This window comes from Malaciobacter halophilus (genome assembly GCF_002837275.1).
GTDB lineage: Bacteria > Campylobacterota > Campylobacteria > Campylobacterales > Arcobacteraceae > Malaciobacter > Malaciobacter halophilus.
On record NZ_NXIF01000028.1, the window covers coordinates 15,781 to 33,032 of the forward strand.

Here is a 17,252-nt window from a genome sequence, read left to right on the forward strand (position 1 = left end):
TTTACTTCCTTACAATTGAAAATGATAAATCAACTATCTCTTCATGAGATTTAATATAGTCGTTTAACTCTTCAAGTTTTAAATTTTGTATTTTTTCTAACTCTTTTTGAGGATAATCTTGTTTTAATCCTTTATAATAAAGGTTAAAAGCTCTATTTAATCTTTGAGATAAAGTTTCAGTTCTTAAAGGCTCACTTCCTGTTAAAAAGTTTTTAGCTGCATCAAGCTCTTCTTGTGTAACACCTTTTTTAACAAAATCTTTTACAATCTTTGATACTAATTCTTGTGCCTCTTTTGCACTTTCAAGTTTTGTTTGTAAATATCCTGTAAAGTATGAATGAGATTTGTTTATCGATACATAACCATAAGCACTATAAGCTAAACCTCTTTTTACACGAATCTCTTCCATAAGTCTTGAACCAAATCCAGAACCACCTAAAATAAATGAAGCTACTTTTGCTTTATAATTATCTTCATCTTGTGTTTGTGCATTGAATTTACTTCCAAAATAGATATACGCTTGTTCCGTAGGTTTTACTAACTCTTTTGTTGTAGGTTTTGCTAAAATTTCAACTCTTTTTAACTCTTTTTTCCCTTTCGTTGGAATTGAGTCTAATAGGATTTTCAATCTTTGTTCAAGCTCTTTAAACTCTATATCTCCACCTGCAACTATAATAAGATTTGATAAATTAAATGTATTATTTATAAACTCTTTTATATTTTTTAATTTAATCTTAGAAATAGATTCAATAGTACCTGAAGTTGGATGCTGTAATGCAGTACCTTTAAATAAAATCTCTTTTAATTGGTTTCTAGCAACATAATCATAATCATTTTGTTTTCTTTTTAAAGAACCAATTTGAATAGTTTTTATCTTTTCTACCACATCTTTATCATAGTTTGGGTCTTCTAATAATTTTTTTAATAATTTAAAAGCTTTATTATTTACCTCTTTTAGTGTTGATAGTTCAATAACAAAAGTCTCAAAACCATTTGCAACATTTAAAGAAATAGCATTACTCTCTAATTTTGATGCAAACTTTGTAGAACCTAGTGTTTTTGTACCTTCATTTAATAATTTTGCTGAAAATGAAGCAATACCATTTAAATCTTTATCTTGTACAGAACCTGAATTTTGAAAAACTAACTGCATATTTAAAATTGGTAAACTTGTCTGTTTTTCAAATATTACAGGAATTTTTGTATTATTAATATCAATATGTTTTATTTGTGCACTCATTAAAATTCCTTGTAAACTAAGTAGTGTAATAACACCTTTAAATAGTTTTATTGCTTTCATAATTTGGTTTAATACCTCTCCATGATTTCATAAGCTGTATTTCTTTTAGCAGGATTTTCTCCTACATCTTTAATTAGAGTAATCATTTCATCTTGATTCATACAGTTACTAGCTCCTGCTGCTGCTACAACATTCTCTTCCATCATTGTACTTCCTAAATCGTTTGCTCCAAATTTTAAAGCAAGTTGACCAATATAAGAACCTTGTGTAACCCATGAACTTTGAATATTTGGAACATTATCCAAAAAAAGTCTTGATACTGCTAACAATCTTAAGTATCTATTTGAAGATTGAGGTTTTAAATCTGGAATCTCTTCTTTTAGTTTTGTGTTTGCACTTTGAAATGACCACATAATAAAAGCTCTAAATCCATTTGTTTCATCTTGCAATCTTCTAACTAAGTCCCAATGTTCTATTATATCTTCATCACTTTCAATAGTACCAAACATCATTGTAGCAGTTGTTTTCATTCCAATTGAGTGTGCAAGTCTATGAACTTCAAGCCAATCTTCAACATCAATTTTTTTAGGAGCGATAATATCTCTTACTTTATCACTTAAAATTTCTGCTCCTGCTCCTGGAATAGAACTTAAACCTTTTGCTTGAAGTCTTTTTAAAACTTCTAATTTAGATATCTTAGATACTTTTGCAATATAAGTAATTTCAATAGCAGAAAAACTATGAAGTGTAATTTGCGGAAATTTTGTATGTATGTGTTCTACTAAATCTTCATAATAATCAATTTTTAAATTTGGATGAACACCACCTTGCATAAGTATCTGTGTACCACCAATAGCAAGCAATTCTTCAATTTTTTCATCTATTTGTTCATATGATAAAACATAAGAATCTTCATCTCTTTTGTGTCTATAAAAAGCACAAAATTTACAATCAACCCAACATACATTTGTATAGTTGATATTTCTATCAACTACAAATGTTGTGATTTTATCTGGATGAAGTTGTGCTTTCTTTTGGCTTGCTAATCTTCCTAACTCATTTAAAGAAGCATTTTGAATTAAATCTAAGGCTTCTTCTTTTGATAATCTTTTATCTAAGTTAATTGGTTTAACCATTAAAAACTACTTCCTAATGAAAATTCAAATGATGATGTATCATCACCAGATTCATCATCAATTGGTTGTGCAAAAATTAATTGAAGAGGACCAACTGGTGATACCCACTCAAAAACTGCACCTGTTGAAGATCTACTTACATCATTGAAGTTCTCTTCACCAATCATCCCATAATCATAGAATACTCCCCATCTCATTTTTGCACTATCAACAAGAGGGAAACTTAACTCTAAAGAGTTTGCAAACATTCTTTTATATGGGTCTTCATATGTTCCATTATCATTATCTGGACCAAATGCATATGATTTAAATCCTCTTAATGTTTTAGGACCACCTAAATATAAAGAGTCACCTTGATTAATTTGTCCATTATCAATTAAAACTCTTAAATTTGCTTTATATCTAAAAATCCAATCTAAATCAAATTTATCTTCTAATGAGTAAAAATATTTAAAATATGAACTTGATTTAAGATATTTAGAGTCACCTCCAACACCTGCAAACTCTAAAGAAGAACCAGCTTTAATACCATTTCTTGGAAGATAAAAATCATCTGTATTATTAAAGTTTACATAAGGAGTAATAGAACTTGTAACATAATCAGTGTCTTCATAATATTTTTTACCACTTTGTTTTACAAATTCATCATCATAATCATAATTCTCTTCAATAAAATCAAGTCTATATCTAGCACCTGCGTAAAAGTTTCTAAAGAACTCTTTTCCTGCACCTACTGAGAAACCTTTAGCATTTTTATCTAGTTCATACTCATCTCTATCAATCTCAGTATCAGTATTATGTATTTCAATATCACCATTATATTTGCTATCAGCAATAGCTGGATTTTTTAAACTAAATTGAAATTTTGATTTTCTTGCAGATAATTCAGTTGATAATCCAAGACTAAGTCCTGAACCAAAAATATTGTTATCATTAATTGAAGCATTTACCATCATTTTATCATAAGAACCATAACCACCACCAAGGATTAAGTTTCCTGTTCTTGCTTCAACTACTTTAACCATTAAATCCATTTTATCTTCAGAAACTCTTCTTTGTTGAATTTGTACATCATCAAAATATCCTGTTCTTTTTAGTTTTGAAACAGAATCATTATAATCTGTAAGATTAAATTTATCTCCAGGAGCTAAATATACATTTCTTCTTATAACTCTATCTAATGTTCTTGAATTTCCAGAAATTTTAACATCATTTATATAAACTTTTTTACCTGGTATTACATTAAATATAATATCTGCAGTTGCATTTTTTTCATCTTTTTTAATATCATATTTTACTTGTGCAAAAGCATATCCAAGATTTGCAACTTGAGTTTTAATATATTCAACATCATCTCTTAATTTTGAAATATTAAAAGTTCTCTCTTTTTTAAGTTTTAATTCTGGGTATAACTCTTTAGATTTTAATATTGATTCATCAATATAAATTGTAATTGAGTTTGTTGTATATTGTTGACCCTCTTCAATAAAAAAGTCAAGTCTTGCTTGATTTGATGCAAAATCAACTTTTAAAAATGGATCTTTTACTTTTGCATCTAAATATCCATTTTGAAAATATAATTCATTAATTCTTGGACTCTCATATGGTAATTGGTCTAATTTTAACTCACCATCATTTTGTCCAAACCACCATGAAGCAAACTCTTCTTGTTTATTTGCTGTTACATTTTCAAAGTCAGAATCATCAAGATTACTAGCTCCAACATAATTAACATCTTTGATAATTATTTCATCACCTTTATTTACATTAAATGTAAGTGAAACAGAACCAGCAGTAATAGGCTCAACTTCAATCTCTACAATTGAATTAATGTACCCCTCTTTTTCTAGCTCTTTAAGTAATATCTCTTTTGCATTTTTTGCTCTTTGAGCAGAATACATACTACCTTTTCTAAGTCCCATAAGAACTTTTAAACTATCAATATCCTCTTCTCTTGTTTTATAACCATATATATCTAAGTTTGCTATTGATGGCTTCTCTTTAAAAATAAATTGAAGCTTTCCATTATCTTCTTTTACTGAGATATCATCAAAATAACCAAACTTATAAAACTCTTTAATTGCATTATTTATTTTGTTTATATCTAGCTCGTCACCAACTTTTAAAGCAAGTGTTTCACTTGCAATTTTAGATGAAATTTTTGTTAAATTAACATATTCAATTGAATCGATTTGTTCTGCATGAAGTATTGAAGCTAACGCCATAGATAGTAAGGTAAGTCTCTTTTTCACATTAATCCTTATTACATTTATAATTAAAGTAGTTAATATATCTAAATAAACTTTATAGCATGTTTAAGATATAATTGTTTAAATAATTATTTTAGAAGGTGAAAATTTTGAATATAGGTGTAGTAGGATTAGGACTAATGGGAGGTTCTTTAGCAAAGGCTGTAAAACGATACGGCATTGCAAAGAAGGTTCTAGGATACATTAATAGTGAAAAAAATAAAAAAGATGTATTAGAGTTAAAACTTGTTGATGAAATTGTAGATTTAAAAACACTAAAAGAAGAGTCAGATATTATTATATTAGCAATTCCTGTTGATGCAATAATTAAGATGTTTCCATCATTTTTAGATATTGACGAAAAAACTACAATAATTGATATGGGTTCTACAAAAGAGTATATTGTAAAAAATATTCCAGAACAAATAAGAGAAAATTTTGTACCAGCTCACCCTATGACAGGAACAGAAAAATCAGGTCCAAAAGCTGCAATTGATGATTTGTATGAAGGTAAAACAGTTGTTTTATGTAATTTAGAAAAAAATGGAAATATGCATGTAAATAAAGCATTTCGAATATTCCAAGGTATAGGAATGAGAATTGTAGTAATGGATTCTGATGAACATGATATTCATGCTTGTTTTATGTCTCATTTACCCCATGTAATATCTTTTTCTTTAGCAAATACAGTTATGGGACATGAAGATCCAAAATCTATTATTGCATTAGCAGCAGGTGGTTTTAAAGATATGAGTAGAATAGCTAAATCAAGTCCTAGAATGTGGACTGATATTTTTAAGCAAAATAGAAAAAATCTTTTAACTTCAATAGATTTATTTGAAGAGCATATGAAAAAAGTTAGAAAAATGGTTGAAGAGGAAAAATATGAAGAGTTAGAGGAATGGATGGCAAAAGCTAATACATTACATGAGATACTTTAAAGTATCTCTTGCTTATTTATTGCTTCTTGAACTTTTATTGCTTGATAATGCTCTTTTACATCATGACATCTTATAATTGATGCTTTATTATTTATTGCTTCTAAATGAATAGCCAATGTACCAGGTAATCTTTGTTCAATTGATGAAGATACAATTTTATCTATCATAGATTTTCTACTTGCTCCAATTAGTAACTCAAAACCTAAATGTCTAAAGTGTTCTAAATTTCTTAAAAGTAATAAATTGTGTTCTAAAGTTTTACCAAAACCAATTCCTACATCTAAAATAATATCTTCAACACCAAAGCTTTGCGCTTTTTGTGCTTGTTTTTTTAAAAACTCTTCTACTTCTAAAATAACATTTTCATAAGTAGGACTTTCTTGCATATTTGTCGGATTATTTTGCATATGCATAATAACTGCAGTTGCATTATATTTTGCAGTTAATTTTATTACTTCTTCATTTTGTAAACCTGTAATATCATTTACTATTTTAAAACCTCTATTTAAAACATAATCAATTACTAAAGGTTCATATGAATCTATTGAAAAAGCTGCTTTTTCATATAGTTTTTGTTCATAAATTGAATCAACAATATTTTTCACTCTTTTTAATTCAATTTCTGGTTTTACAGGACTACTTCCTGGTCTACTTGATACTGCTCCAATATCGATAATATCTGCACCATCAGTTATTAAGGTTTCAATTTTAGATATTGCTTGAGACTCATTAAATCTACTATCTTTAAAAAAAGAGTCTTCATTTGCATTTAAAACACCCATTATCTTAGTTTTATATATTTTATTATTTATAAAAGAGTTTAGTTTTTTTGCAAGTGTTTTTAAATCAAAAGGTTGAGCTAACTCTTTTTTGCTTAAAGTTTCAAAATGTTTTGAAGTACCAATTAATATAGCATCAACATACTTTTGTTTTGCAGTAATAACTCCTGTTGGTACTGCTAGGTCTGCACCAATAGATAAAGCATCTTGTTTTAGAATATTTGCAGCACCTACATGCAAACTCTTAATATATAAAGTATGTAAATTAGATTTTTTTGATAAAATTAAAGAACCTGTCTTATCACAACCTAGTTTGTTATATAATGATTTTGCATCATCTATTTTTAGTTTAAATATTTCCATTATTAAAACCTATTTTTTCTATTACTTAATGTTAAAAGTAGGGTAGTTAACACATTAATTGGCCGAGAATTTAAATCTATTAATTTTATAGAGTTTGAAAACATCTCTAACTCTTTTTGTGTTAATTTAATATTTTGTTCTTTTACTTTTAGAAGCATTGATTCAACTAAATTTATAGCTTCACCTTTTGAAATCTTTTGATTCTGTTTTAAAAAAGAGTATATATCTTTTAAATCTAGCCTTAGCAAGTCTAATTCACAAGAGTTAATTGTTTGTGAAGTTTTTAAGTATTTATGAGGCATTCTTGAAAAAATTGTTGGTAAAATAGTTGATTTTGTTGTTGTTACAATAATAAATACAATATTCTTTGGTGGTTCTTCTAAAGCTTTTAAAAGAGAGTTTTGTGCTTCACTTCTAAAAGTTGTTCCACATAAAATTAGATATTTTTTATTATTTGAAGCAATATATGCTTCTTTTATAGCTGCATTTGCTTGTGCTAACAAAAACTCATCTTTTTGCTCATTTTTAATAATTCTACATGAGTGAGCTGGTAGCGTTGATAAAAGATATGAAAGAGTATCTTCTATACTATTTACTATTAATATAGTTGATGTATCTACTTTAATATCGTTAAAGTTTGTCATTAGTTCTCTACATTTATCTCTGCAAATAGTGCAGCACTTAAAGTTTTATTATAAAGTCTAAACATTTGTAAAAGTTTCATATCAAGTGCATCATCCTTACTTCTTAAGTTAAAAGCATCTTGCATCTCTTCATCAAATAACCATAAAAAAGAGTTTTTAGAAACTTTAGGAATAATTGCTCTAACACTTTGACTTCTACCAATATACCAAAAACAGTATCCATTTGGAAAAGATATATTTAACATATCTTTTATATAATTAATATCATCTTCAGATTTTACTTCATCTAAATATTTATAAAAGCCTTTTGCATCATAAAAAGGTAAAAATGGTCTATTTAAGCCTTGAGAGTTGATATTTGTAAATATATACTCTAAAAACCAATCTCTTTGTTTATCTGTAACAATAATTACAGAACAACCTTTTTCTAGTATATTTACTACTGATTTAGATACTAAAGGTGTCCATTCGTATTTTTTTTCTTCAAGCCATGGAGAGAGAAGTTTATCCTCTCTTATCGTGTCTACTGTCCAATTTAAAAATTCTTGCACTACTATTTATCCAAATTATAAACTTCGTGTAAAGCTCTTACAGCCAACTCTGCATATTTCTCTTCAATAACCATTGAAATTTTAATCTCACTTGTAGAAATAATTCTTAGATTTATATTCTCTTGAGCTAATGTAGAGAAAGCTTTTGAAGCAACACCTGTATGAGATTTCATACCTACACCTACAATTGATACTTTACAGATTGAATCATTATAATCAATATTTCTAGTATCATCTTTAAATTTTTCCATAACTTTTTTACAAGATTCAAAGTCTGTAGTTGGAATTGTAAAATCTAAATCAGCTTTTCCATCAACACCAACAGTTTGAACTATCATATCAACATTTATGTTTTCATCTGCTAATGATGTAAAAATTGATGCAGCAATACCTGGTCTATCACTTACACCATACATACCAACTCTTATTTGATTTCTATCTAATGCAATACCACTTACTACAGGTTTTTCCATAATATTCTCTTCCTTAGTTATTAATGTACCTTCAACTTCTGGCGTAAAGCTACTTCTTGATACTAAATTTACATTTAATTTTTTCGCCATTTCTACAGATCTATTTTGTAATACCTTTGCTCCAAGACTTGCAAGCTCTAACATTTCATCATATGATATTTTATCTAACTTTTTTGCTTTTGGCTCTATTCTTGGATCAGTTGTATAAATACCATCTACATCTGTATAAATTTCACATACATCTGCATCTATTGCACCAGCAATTGCAACAGCAGTTAAGTCACTTCCTCCTCTTCCAAGAGTAGTTACTCTTCCTTCTTCACTTACCCCTTGAAAACCAGCAACAATAACAGTTTTACCTTCTTTAATAGCAGTTTTCATAGCTTTTGTATCAATATATTCAATTCTTGCTTTTGTATGATAAGAATCAGTTGTTATGCCAGCTTCTCTACCACTCATTGAAGTTGCTTTATATCCTTGTTCATTTAAAGCAATTGATAGTAGTGCTGAAGTAACTCTTTCTCCAGAACTTAAAAGCATATCCATTTCAGACCTATTTGGAGTATCTGAAAAATATTCTGCATACTCTATAAGTTTATTTGTTTCTCCACTCATTGCAGATACAACAGCAATAACATCATGCCCTTCATCGCGAATTTTTTTTATAATGTTGGCTACATTTTGGATTCTTTCTAAATTACCAACACTTGTTCCACCAAATTTTAAAACTTTTAACATTTTTTCTATTACCTTTTAAATATAACCTTCTTTTCTAAAATATTTCAATACTTGTTTGTATACTGTTCTTTTAAAAAAAGTAATATAGTCATATATATTTTTTGTTGCTACAAACTTGTATTCACTAAACTCAGGCACTTCTGTATTAATATTGATCTTCGCACCTTTTTTTAGTTTTACTAAATAGTATCTTTGAATTTGTCCATCATATGGTTGCATTTTTTTTGCAATAGCAGGAGGAAACTCATAGCTTACCCACTGCGGATACTCAGCAATAATCTCAATATCCTTTGTACCAATCTCTTCTTCAAGTTCTCTAAAAAGTGCTTCTTTAGATGATTCTCCCTCATCAATTCCACCTTGTGGAAACTGCCAAGCATTTTCTACATCAGTACGTGAAGCAATAAAAACTTCACATTTTTCAGGATATTTTGCTGATAGTACTATTGCCGCAACATTCGGTCTGTAATTTTTACCATCTTTTTTAGGTATTGTCTCTTTTTTATCAGTCATAAATATATTTTCCCTTATAATTAGCCGAAAATTATATTTAAATTAGGATTAAAAATTGCTTTTATATATACATATTCCCTTCTGTGATAGTAAATGTCACTATTGTGCGTTCAATTCTTACACAGATAAATTTCATTTAAAACATAACTATATGAAAGCCTTAGCAAAACAACTAAAGTTTGAATTACAGTATATTAAAAATAAAGATGAAAAACTTGAAACAGTTTTTATTGGAGGAGGAACACCTAGTTCTATAAAATATGAAGAGTATGAAGAAATATTTAAATTAATACAACCATACTTAAAACAAAACTGTGAAATAACAACAGAAGCAAATCCAAACTCTGCAAGTGAAAAATGGCTTTTAAGAATGAAAAATCTAGGAGTGACTAGAGTAAGCTTTGGTGTGCAGAGTTTTGATGATATAAAGTTAAAAAAACTAGGAAGAGCGCATAACAGTAAAAGTGCTATAAGTGCTATACAAAAAGCCAATTGTATAGGTTTTAATGGTATTAACTGTGATATAATTTATGGAGTTCAAGGAGATAGTTTTGAAACTTTAAAAAAAGATTTTGATACTGCTTTTTCTCTACCAATTACACATTTAAGCGCATATAGTTTAACAATTGAAAAGGATACAAAATTTTATAAAAAACCAAAAATAAAAATTGATGATGAAGCATTATCTTATGAAATATTTGATTATATAAATAGATGTGGTTTTACCCAATATGAAATATCAAACTTTACAAAAGCAAAAGAGTTTGAATCAAAACATAATTATGGTTATTGGGAACATAAAGAGTATTTGGGTATTGGTGCTGGTGCTGTTGGATATAAAAATATGCAAAGATATTATCCCAAAAAAGATATACAAAGTTATATAGAGCAGCCATTAGATTATGAATTTGAAAATTTAACAAAAGAAGATATTAAAGTTGAGAAAATTTTACTTGGTTTTAGGTGTTCTACTGGCGTACAAATAGATATTTTTAACGATAATGAACTAATAAAATTACAAGATTTAATAGATGAAAAAAAAGTAATATTAAGAAATAATAGAGTTTATAATCAAAACTTTTTATTAGCAGATGAATTGGCTTTATATATATTAGAGTAAATTTCTTATAAAATAGGCAAAATATTTAATAAAGGTATTATATTTGACAATAAAAGATTGTATAAAAAAATATTCAAAACAATTAAGAGAAGTAACACATATACCCAATAAAGAGGTTGAAATTTTAATATTGCATATTTTACAAAAAAATGTAATATGGTTGCATTTAAATTACAATAAAGAGTTTTTAGAAGAGAATATCTTAGAAAAACTAATAAAAAAAAGAGCTACAAACTACCCTATGGAGTATATTACAAAAAAAGCTTCATTTTATGGAGAACTTTTTGAAGTGGCAGAAAATGTTCTTATTCCAAGGCCAGAAACAGAGCTTTTAGTTGAAAATGCTATTGAAATTTTAAAAGATAAATCTAATACAAATGTTTTAGAAATTGGTACAGGTTCAGGAATAATCTCAATTATGCTAGCAAAACTAGTTGAAAATATAAAAATAGTTGCAGTTGATATTAATGATGATGCATTAGCTTTAGCAAAAAGAAATGCAAAAAAACATCAAGTGGAACATAAAATAGAGTTTATAAAAAGTGATTTATATGAAAATATTAAAAATAATAAATTTGATATGACTATTTCAAATCCTCCATATATTGCAGATGATTATAAACTACCCTTAAATGTTGAGTTTGAACCAAGAAATGCACTATTTGGAGGCGAAATAGGAGATGAAATTTTAAAAAAGATAATTGATGATACATATAAAAGTAAAATACCATATTTATTATGTGAAATGGGATATGATCAAAGAAAACCTTTAATAAGCTACTTTCAAAATTTTGAGATTGAGAAATATGAGTTTTATAAAGACTACTCAGGCTTTGATAGAGGTTTTAGTATTAAATTTAAAAAAGGAGATAAATAGATGTTTAAAGAGTTTAGTTTAGATAATTTTGAAGATAGTAAAAGTTTATTAGAAAAAAGAATTAAAGAGAGTAAAAGTAAAATAGAAAAGCTTTTAGAAATTGAAAATAAAACATATGAAAATTTTGTAATGCCTTATCAAGAAGTAGGGGAGAACTTAAGTGATTTTATTACACCAATTTTTCATATTGATTCTGTTAAGAATTCAAATATTACACAAAAAGTTTTAGAGGAGTGCATTCCTTTAATATCAATTTATGAAACTGAGATGTCGCAAAATGATAATATATATAGAGCTTTAAAAGATATACAAGATAAGAGTTATACATCTTTAAATAGTATACAAAAAAAAGTTTTAGAAAATGAGATAAAAGACTTTGAATTAAGTGGATGTCACTTAAATAAAGATAAGAAAAATCGATTAAAAGAATTAAATTTAAAACTAAGCGAACTATCTCAAAAGTTTTCTCAAAACTTATTAAATGCAACAAATAGTTTTGAAATGATATGTGAAAATTTTGAAGATGTAAAAGAGTTGCCTAAATCAGATTTAGAGTTAGCAAAATTTGAAGATGAAAATGATAAAAAAATAAAATATAAGTTCACACTTCAAATGCCTTCTTATTTAGCATATATTACTTATGGTTCAAATAGAGAAAAAAGAGAAGAGATTTATAAAGCTTATTGTACAAGAGCCCCTGAAAATGAAGATGTTATTAATGAAATACTTAAATTAAGAGATGAAAAAGTTAAACTTCTTGGATTTAGTAACTATTCACAATACTCTTTAAGTAGAAAAATGGCTAACAGTGAAGAAGAGGTTGTATCTTTTTTACAAGAGCTTGCAAGCAAAGGTAAGAACAGAGCAAAAGAAGAATTAGAACAGATAAAAGAGTTTGCAAAAAAAGATGGTATTGAAGATATTAAAAGCTTTGATTTAAGTTATTATAGTGAAAAAGTTAAAAAAGCTAAATATGATTTAGACCAAGAGTATTACAGACCATATTTTGAGCAAAGTTCAGTATTAAATGGTTTTTTTAGTTTTTTAAATGATATTTTTGAAATAGAGTTTCAAGAAACACAAGCAAAAACATGGGATGAAAAAGTAAAAGTATTTAATATTCTTGAAAATAAAAAAGTTATTGCTAGAATCTATCTTGATTTAGAAGCAAGAGAAGATAAAAGAGGTGGTGCTTGGATGAATAATTGGCATACTCATTTTATAGATTCTAATAAAAAAGAGCATTTACCTACTGCATATGTAGTTTGTAACTTTCCTCCTTCTAAGCAAACTACTCCTTCACTATTAAGACATGATGATGTTGTTACTCTTTTTCATGAAATGGGTCATGCATTACATCATCTTCTAAGCAAAGTTGAAGAGCCTTATGTTAGTGGTATCTCTGGTGTTGCTTGGGATACAGTTGAATTTCCTTCACAATTTTTAGAATATTTTGCATATGCAAAAGATGTTTTAAAAGTTTTTGCAAAACATTATGAAACAAAAGAAGTTTTAGATGATGAAGCTATTCAAAGATTAATCGATGCAAGAAATTTCCAATCTTCATTAGCAATGATTAGACAAGTTGAATTTGCTTTGTTTGATTTTAAACTACATCAAAAATTATACAAAAATGCAGATGAAATACAAGGGCTATTAGATAGTATAAGACAAGAGTATAGCCCAATATTGCCACCTGCATACAATAAATTTCAACACGGTTTTGCTCATATATTTGCAGGTGGATATGCAGCTGGATATTACTCTTATAAATGGGCAGAAGTTTTAAGTGCCGATGCTTTTTATATGTTTATAGATTCAGAAAATTTATTTAATAAAGATTTAGCAATGAAGTATAAAGAACATATTTTACAAAAAGGTGGTAGTGAAAATATGGATAAATTGTTCTACAATTTTGCACAAAGAGAACCAAGTGTTGATTCTTTATTAAAAATTGATGGAATTATTAGCTAACTTTTGTAATAATTACTTTTTTAATTACAAACCTAAAGAGGATTTAATAAAGATGACTAATCAAGAAACTATTACAAAGTTAAATGAAGCTTTAAATACATTAATAAAAGCATATGAAGAATTACAAAATGAGAATACATTATTAGAAGAAAAAATAGAAAAGCTTGAAGAAGATAAAAAAGCGCTTGAGGGAAAAGTAAGAGACCTAGAAGATACTAAAAGAAACTTAGAGGATAATGTTAATGAGTTAAATGACTCTACAGAAAAACAAAATAACAATATTAACTCTATGTTAGGAAAAATCGAGAGTCTTCTAGGTAACAAGAAAAACTCAACGCATAATAATAAAGATGACAATAAAACTTTTAATGACAAAGAGAAAAATAGTTTTATTAAACATGAGGATAACTCATCCTCTAAAAATGGAAGTTTAGATGAAATTTTAGAAGAAGAGTTAGATAATACATCTGCAAATTTTAAAGAAAGTTCTAATAGTAATAGTGAAAATAAAATTGATCTAAATAGAATGGCTTCTTTATTAAATGGATTTAATAACTAAAGATAAAGATAGCTATGACAAAACAGATTAATAAAAATACTCTTTTTAATACTTTTGGAATAGATAATTTTAACTCATTGGAGGAGGTTATAAATAGTATGCCTCCTTCAATTGTTGAGTATCATTTAAATAGTTTAGATGATATGGAAAATGAAATATATTTAAATAAAAGAGATATTGAAAAGTCTGTAAATTTTGGTGAATATAATATCTATTTAGATTATAGTGAAAATATCTATTTAGAAGTTGAGTTTACAGAAGATACATTAACAAGTAGTTTTTTTTAACTACTTGTTGTTTTTAAAAACTCTTTTAACTGCTCTTTTCTAAGAGGTTTTGAATAGTAGTATCCTTGATATAAATCACAATTTAATGTATCAAGTAAATCTTTTTGTTCTTTTGTTTCTATACCTTCTGCTAATATTGACATATTTAACTGTTTTCCAATTGTTATAATAGATTTTGCCATATTTAATGAGTTTACATCATTTATAATATCATCTATAAAGCTTTTATCAATTTTTAATTCATCAATTGGAACTTTTTTTAATAGACTTAAAGATGAGTAACCTGTACCAAAATCATCAAGAGAGATTTTTAGATTTTGTTTTTTCAAACGATTTAAAAGATTTACAATAAATTCAATATCTTCAATAAAAACATTTTCTGTAACTTCTAATGTTATATACTCTTTTTTAAATTTTACTTTTTTTATTTGATGTAGTAAATCGTTAAAAAACTCTTTTTCAATAAACTGCTTCATGGAGATATTTATTGAAAGATGAAACTGTTTTTTTAAGCTATCTTGGATATTTTTAATATCTTTTAAGGATTTACTTATAATATGATTTCCTAAACTAGCCATGATTCCAGAGTTTTCTGCTATTTTTATAAACTCATCTGGCGTAACAAAACCTAACTTACTGTTTTCCCATCTAACCAATGCTTCAACTCCATGAAAATTTAAGTTTGAATCAAATTGAGGTTGATACATCATATATATTTCATCATTTGTAATGGCTTTTCTTAGTTCTTGTTCTATTAAAGATTGTCTTAAATACTTATCTTTTAATGAATTTTCAAAAAATACAAAAGTATTTTTAATTTTTTTAGCTTCATACATAGCTATATCTGCATATTTTTTTATCTCTTCTTGATCTCTTCCATTAATAGGATATTGAACAATACCTATACTTAAACTTAGTGTAAATTTAATTTTTCCGATATTATTAATAGATGAAAAATCTGTCAAAATATTTTTTGCTAAAATCTCAATCTCTTCTTTATTTGTATTATATGTTATTAATATAAATTCATCACCACTATATCTTACTATAAAATCATCTTCTTTTATAAAGCGTTGTAATCTAATACTAATTATTTTTAATATCTTGTCTCCATAAAAATGCCCAAAAGTATCATTTAATGTTTTAAAATTATCTATATCTAAAAAAAGTAAACTATAAGGTCTATTTTTTTCTAATTTTTTTGTTAAATAGAATCTATTAAATAGTCCTGTTAAATCATCTTTTATTGCTTTTTCATATAAATGTTGTTGTTTACTTTTTTCAATCTTGTAAATATGTCTTACAAGATAATAAACAAGCATTTGAATAGCTATAACGATAATAAGCATAAAAATAAAAGTTTTTAAAATTGGTGTATATAACTCTTTTTTCGAGCTTTGTATTACAATCCAAAGGTCAAATCTTTTTAAATATTTAATTGTTGAAAAACTACTATTTTCTCTATTTTCAATAGTAATAATCTTCTCTTTATCTTTTAATTGCTCTAGGGTTAAATCTGCTTTGTCTAAAATAGCTTCTTTAAACTCTTTTTGTTCATCTTTTATAATTGGTTTTTTAAAAGCTTTATCTTCTGATATTTCTAAAAAATAGTTATTTTGTTTAAAAAGAAAAGATTGCTTAAATTTACTATTTGTTAAAAGAATATTTCTAAAAGTATAATTAAGGTCAATTGCACTTGAAATCACTGCAACTACATTATTATTTATTTTTATGGCTTTTCTAAGAGGTATTATATATTTTTGAAGTTTTTCATGAAAATAGCTTTTTCCTACAATCATCTTATTACAGTGTAAAGCTTCAATAAAACTTGATTTTGTTTGATTGTCATTTAGAAGATTTTTATATGAATCTTCTTTTTCATTTAATATAGTATTTAATAAGAATATTTTACCATCAGGAGAAGCTAAAGAAAAACCTAAAATTGAACTTTCATATTTTAATAAAGATTGTGTTGCATATTTCGCTTTTTCTATAAATTTTTCATCTTTGCTATTTAATATTTGAAAACCCAATATATCAAGTAATATTTCATATTGTAAAAAAATAGAGTTTATTGCATTTGCTTTAATTTTTACTATATTTTTTTGTTTAGTTGTAAACTCTTTTTTTTCTATATGATAAAAAAAATAAGTTATAGAGATAAAACTAACTGTACTTAAAAAACAGACCAAATAGAAAAGTGTCCAAATATTCTTTTTTATTGTTTTCAAAACTTACCTTTTATTGTAAAAATCTATTATAACAGAAAAAAGTAAATTTTTAATGTCTATAAACTATACAATAGATAAAATCAATGACACTATTTCTTTATAATTACCTAAATGAGGAAGTAATTCAATATCTACTTTTTTAAACTCTTTTTTTAAATTTTCAATTTCTTGAGGAATATCTTGCTTTACATGTTTACCTTCTGCTAAAAAATAAGGAAAAACTTTTATTTGGTTATAACCATTATTAATCTGATTTTTTATTGCATTATAAATTGAGGGTTCACATAGTTCTAAAAATGCAGGGATAATTTTTAAACTTTTATCTTTACATTCACTATTTAGTTTTTTTGTTAAATTTATTATTTCATCATTTGAAGTTTTCACTCTGCTTCCATGAGCTACAATTACTAATAATTTCATATATACAAATCCTTAAATTTTCAAATATTTTACTAAAGTTTAATTAATTTTCATATAGTTTTTTTGATTTTCTAAAAAATTTCAAAAAAAAATTAACTTAATAATAATTTTTTAATTTATTTAAAACCCTTCAATTATATGACTTCTTATTAAAAAG

General features: G+C 26.2%; 16 protein-coding genes. 6 read left to right on the forward strand and 10 right to left on the reverse strand.

The features are described from left to right. Position 1: 1 nt before the first annotated feature. The 3 genes from CP960_RS07825 to bamA are packed head-to-tail and all read right to left on the reverse strand — an operon-like array spanning position 2 to position 4,628. The gene (locus CP960_RS07825; protein ID WP_228152039.1) at positions 2-1,300 is read right to left on the reverse strand and encodes a M16 family metallopeptidase; all 1,299 of its coding nucleotides are present in this window, start codon (positions 1,298-1,300) and stop codon (positions 2-4) included. A gap of 8 nt (positions 1,301-1,308) precedes the next feature. After that, positions 1,309-2,376, reverse strand: coding sequence for a dehypoxanthine futalosine cyclase (locus CP960_RS07830; RefSeq protein WP_101184863.1), 1,068 nt, complete (start codon positions 2,374-2,376; stop codon positions 1,309-1,311). Continuing rightward, positions 2,376-4,628, reverse strand: coding sequence for an outer membrane protein assembly factor BamA (gene bamA / locus CP960_RS07835; RefSeq protein ID WP_228152040.1), 2,253 nt, complete (start codon positions 4,626-4,628; stop codon positions 2,376-2,378). Before bamA ends, CP960_RS07830 begins: the two co-directional genes overlap by 1 nt. A gap of 107 nt (positions 4,629-4,735) precedes the next feature. On the opposite strand from bamA, the gene CP960_RS07840 reads away from it, so the two are divergent. Next, positions 4,736-5,566, forward strand: a complete 831-nt coding sequence (locus tag CP960_RS07840; RefSeq protein WP_101184865.1) for a prephenate dehydrogenase — start codon at positions 4,736-4,738, stop codon at positions 5,564-5,566. Here the strand turns inward: CP960_RS07840 and folP are convergent. Genes folP through CP960_RS07865 form a run of 5 tightly spaced genes read right to left on the reverse strand, consistent with a single transcriptional unit; the run spans position 5,563 to position 9,627 of the window. Next, positions 5,563-6,708 carry a dihydropteroate synthase gene (folP, locus tag CP960_RS07845; protein ID WP_101184866.1) on the reverse strand — a complete coding sequence of 382 codons (1,146 nt, stop codon included), beginning with the start codon at positions 6,706-6,708 and terminating at the stop codon, positions 5,563-5,565. The genes CP960_RS07840 and folP overlap by 4 nt on opposite strands. A 2-nt stretch (positions 6,709-6,710) precedes the next feature. Then, positions 6,711-7,352: a DNA polymerase III subunit delta' gene (locus tag CP960_RS07850; protein ID WP_101184867.1), complete on the reverse strand. Its 642-nt coding sequence runs from the start codon at positions 7,350-7,352 to the stop codon at positions 6,711-6,713. After that, the gene (locus tag CP960_RS07855; RefSeq protein ID WP_101184868.1) at positions 7,352-7,903 is read right to left on the reverse strand and encodes a HobA family DNA replication regulator; all 552 of its coding nucleotides are present in this window, start codon (positions 7,901-7,903) and stop codon (positions 7,352-7,354) included. Before CP960_RS07855 ends, CP960_RS07850 begins: the two co-directional genes overlap by 1 nt. 2 nt (positions 7,904-7,905) lie before the next feature. Then, positions 7,906-9,114: an aspartate kinase gene (locus CP960_RS07860; RefSeq protein WP_101184869.1), complete on the reverse strand. Its 1,209-nt coding sequence runs from the start codon at positions 9,112-9,114 to the stop codon at positions 7,906-7,908. Between the two features lie 15 nt (positions 9,115-9,129). Next, complete coding sequence (locus tag CP960_RS07865) at positions 9,130-9,627, reverse strand: RNA pyrophosphohydrolase (RefSeq protein WP_101184870.1); 498 nt, start codon at positions 9,625-9,627, stop codon at positions 9,130-9,132. Positions 9,628-9,682: 55 nt separating this feature from the next. On the opposite strand from CP960_RS07865, the gene hemW reads away from it, so the two are divergent. From hemW to CP960_RS07890, 5 genes are read left to right on the forward strand one after another with little or no spacing between them, the layout of a single operon-like run. Then, on the forward strand, positions 9,683-10,747 hold the full coding sequence (gene hemW / locus CP960_RS07870) for a radical SAM family heme chaperone HemW (protein WP_101184871.1): 1,065 nt from the start codon (positions 9,683-9,685) through the stop codon (positions 10,745-10,747). Between the two features lie 43 nt (positions 10,748-10,790). Continuing rightward, positions 10,791-11,624, forward strand: coding sequence for a peptide chain release factor N(5)-glutamine methyltransferase (prmC, locus tag CP960_RS07875; RefSeq protein ID WP_101184872.1), 834 nt, complete (start codon positions 10,791-10,793; stop codon positions 11,622-11,624). Then, complete coding sequence (locus CP960_RS07880) at positions 11,625-13,598, forward strand: M3 family metallopeptidase (RefSeq protein WP_101184873.1); 1,974 nt, start codon at positions 11,625-11,627, stop codon at positions 13,596-13,598. It abuts the gene before it with no gap. A 52-nt stretch (positions 13,599-13,650) separates the two neighbouring features. After that, positions 13,651-14,157 (forward strand): hypothetical protein, encoded by a 507-nt coding sequence (locus CP960_RS07885; protein WP_101184878.1) that lies wholly within the window; start codon positions 13,651-13,653, stop codon positions 14,155-14,157. Between the two features lie 14 nt (positions 14,158-14,171). Beyond that, entirely contained in the window at positions 14,172-14,444 is a 273-nt protein-coding gene (locus CP960_RS07890) for a hypothetical protein (RefSeq protein WP_101184874.1), read from the forward strand. Here CP960_RS07890 and CP960_RS07895 read toward each other — a convergent pair. Together CP960_RS07895 and CP960_RS07900 are read right to left on the reverse strand one after the other, a co-directional pair. Beyond that, positions 14,441-16,675 carry a putative bifunctional diguanylate cyclase/phosphodiesterase gene (locus tag CP960_RS07895; protein ID WP_101184875.1) on the reverse strand — a complete coding sequence of 745 codons (2,235 nt, stop codon included), beginning with the start codon at positions 16,673-16,675 and terminating at the stop codon, positions 14,441-14,443. The two genes, CP960_RS07890 and CP960_RS07895, sit on opposite strands and share 4 nt — an antisense overlap. 63 nt (positions 16,676-16,738) lie before the next feature. Further along, positions 16,739-17,095, reverse strand: a complete 357-nt coding sequence (locus CP960_RS07900) for a sirohydrochlorin chelatase (protein WP_101184876.1) — start codon at positions 17,093-17,095, stop codon at positions 16,739-16,741. Between the last annotated feature and the right edge of the window lie 157 nt (positions 17,096-17,252).

Coding starts and splice junctions, on each gene's coding strand:
- CP960_RS07825 (WP_228152039.1), bottom strand. CDS start 1,300: ATGAAAGCAATAAAACTATTTAAAGGTGTTATTACACTACTTAGTTTA.
- CP960_RS07830 (WP_101184863.1), bottom strand. CDS start 2,376: ATGGTTAAACCAATTAACTTAGATAAAAGATTATCAAAAGAAGAAGCC.
- folP (WP_101184866.1), bottom strand. CDS start 6,708: ATGGAAATATTTAAACTAAAAATAGATGATGCAAAATCATTATATAAC.
- CP960_RS07850 (WP_101184867.1), bottom strand. CDS start 7,352: ATGACAAACTTTAACGATATTAAAGTAGATACATCAACTATATTAATA.
- CP960_RS07860 (WP_101184869.1), bottom strand. CDS start 9,114: ATGTTAAAAGTTTTAAAATTTGGTGGAACAAGTGTTGGTAATTTAGAA.
- CP960_RS07865 (WP_101184870.1), bottom strand. CDS start 9,627: ATGACTGATAAAAAAGAGACAATACCTAAAAAAGATGGTAAAAATTAC.
- CP960_RS07880 (WP_101184873.1), top strand. CDS start 11,625: ATGTTTAAAGAGTTTAGTTTAGATAATTTTGAAGATAGTAAAAGTTTA.
- CP960_RS07885 (WP_101184878.1), top strand. CDS start 13,651: ATGACTAATCAAGAAACTATTACAAAGTTAAATGAAGCTTTAAATACA.
- CP960_RS07890 (WP_101184874.1), top strand. CDS start 14,172: ATGACAAAACAGATTAATAAAAATACTCTTTTTAATACTTTTGGAATA.
- CP960_RS07900 (WP_101184876.1), bottom strand. CDS start 17,095: ATGAAATTATTAGTAATTGTAGCTCATGGAAGCAGAGTGAAAACTTCA.